1 pseudogene is annotated in these 237 nt (G+C 50.6%); it reads right to left on the minus strand.

From position 1 onward, the window contains the following. Positions 1–237 (minus strand): annotated as a pseudogene (gene avtA, locus QCD69_RS22625) (valine--pyruvate transaminase); the annotation flags it as partial.

Below are 237 nucleotides of genomic sequence, written 5' to 3' on the forward strand. Positions count from 1 at the left end.
ACCACGCTTGATCATCTCTTGCGCGATGGCCGGGCGGATGCTGCCGGGCTCCAGACTGATAATGACGTTCATATTGCCGATGTCGGTAATCAGTTTTTCATCAGCAACAATGATGCCGCAGCTTGAGCCGGGCAGGCCCAGCTTGGAAAGGCTAATTCACATAATAATATTCTGGTTCCAAAGCGGGCGAACGTCTCTAAAGATGATGACGGTAAAAGTCACGCAGTAGGCGTTATC

The sequence above is a fragment of the Erwinia sp. PsM31 genome (assembly GCF_030433775.1).
GTDB lineage: Bacteria > Pseudomonadota > Gammaproteobacteria > Enterobacterales > Enterobacteriaceae > Erwinia > Erwinia aeris.